The 1432-nt window shown below is 61.2% G+C and carries 1 pseudogene; it reads left to right on the top strand.

Features of this window, described 5'->3' with window-relative positions:
- Positions 1-167, top strand: a pseudogene (locus tag ACFMBG_RS23350) (IS3 family transposase); the annotation flags it as partial.
- Positions 168-1432 lie beyond the last annotated feature (1265 nt).

Here is a 1432-nt window from a genome sequence, read left to right as displayed (position 1 = left end):
GAATTGATCCAGCGGATCAATTCAGGCCTGAACGGGCGGAGCCCCTGAGCCCCTCCCGCCGCCGGGCCTGCATTGCTCATGTGCGCAGCCAGATGAAGGTTTCCGAGCGTCGCGTTTGCCGCGTTCTGGGCCAGCATCGGTCCACACAGCGGCGATTGCCTCAGGGGCGTATTCCTCCGTCCGGCTGATGATGCGGTCGCAATCAATCTGCCGCCCCTCAACCAGGCTGATCTTGCAGCCAGACTGCTTGGCCAACAGGATTTCGCTGATGTGGGTCGTGCTGTTGCCCTTGCGGGGAAACAGCAGGCCGTTTTCTTTCCGCACTGGCAGCACAGGATACCGGACGTCATCAGGGAACTCGAAGTCTACGTTGGCAAAGGCCAGATCGTCAGGCGCAAAGCGGGTCAGGAGTTCGTCCGTGCTGCCAATCGCTCGGATCGTATCCCAGTGCGGAGCACCGATCAGCGCCATTGCCGATGGGTAGGCGCTGGCCAGATCATAGTCATACCAGACGCCTTCCGGTGGCAGTAGCATCCCACTGGTGGCCTTGGATCTCCTCAACCAGGTCATCAACAACCTGGTAGAAGCGTCGGTAGCGGCGTTCCCGTGCATTCTCTTGGTTCTGGGCGTTTGTGACCACGGCTGTAACCTCGGATGGAGCAGTTACTGACTTCATATGTGAGGGTCAGGTGCGGCCCTGGGGGCCGCCCTTCCCCATACTAATAGGACTTAGAGGTATCAACTCCTGCCGTCTGATCCGATGCTGAGGGACCCTGCAGGAGTGCAGCCCTTTCCCGTGGCCTTGCCTCCTGGACATCCAGGCCAGCCAACCAGCGGGCAATCTGGCCTTCTCCCAGCCCGTGGCATGGCGACCCTGTGCATTGGCTTTTGCGGCCTAGTAGGGGCTGCAGGAACATGCAATCGCCACCCGCCGTAGCTCGGGAAACCGTCAAGGCTGGCCAGAGGCCTCATTCGGGCCTATCGGGTTGTCGGTGCCTGCTGCAGGTTGACGACCTCCACAGCCCAATCTCGGGGCGGGGCTGTAGACGCTATCCGTAGGGGGTGGGGTGGCACTCGCCCCCTTGCCGCTTACGGCAGTCAGAATGCCCTAGAGCGTACGGGGGGTGAGTCATACAGCGCCTCTAACGGCTCCCAGGTAGGGGGAACCCTCTGCCAGCTTTACGGCCCCCTGTGAGTCCTACATGCGGCCTAGGACAGTCTGCAGCTCCTGAAGGCCTTGCAGGACAGCTACAGCACGGGGACTACGGCCCGGTCTGTAGAAGGCTTCCCGGGACCGTAGTACATCCCGTAGACCAAATCGTGCCTGTTGACCGCAACCGCACGGGACTGATAGTCCTTATTTTGCTGATGCAGATGGCCACGGCGGTGCCTGTAACGGGCCTAGAACCCGGTCAACACCGGCCTTAGGACT

Source organism: Leisingera coralii, assembly GCF_049056525.1.
Taxonomy (GTDB): Bacteria; Pseudomonadota; Alphaproteobacteria; order Rhodobacterales; family Rhodobacteraceae; genus Leisingera; species Leisingera coralii.
The sequence above is the reverse complement of the archived record's forward strand: the minus strand, read 5'-3'. Positions and strand labels throughout refer to the sequence as shown.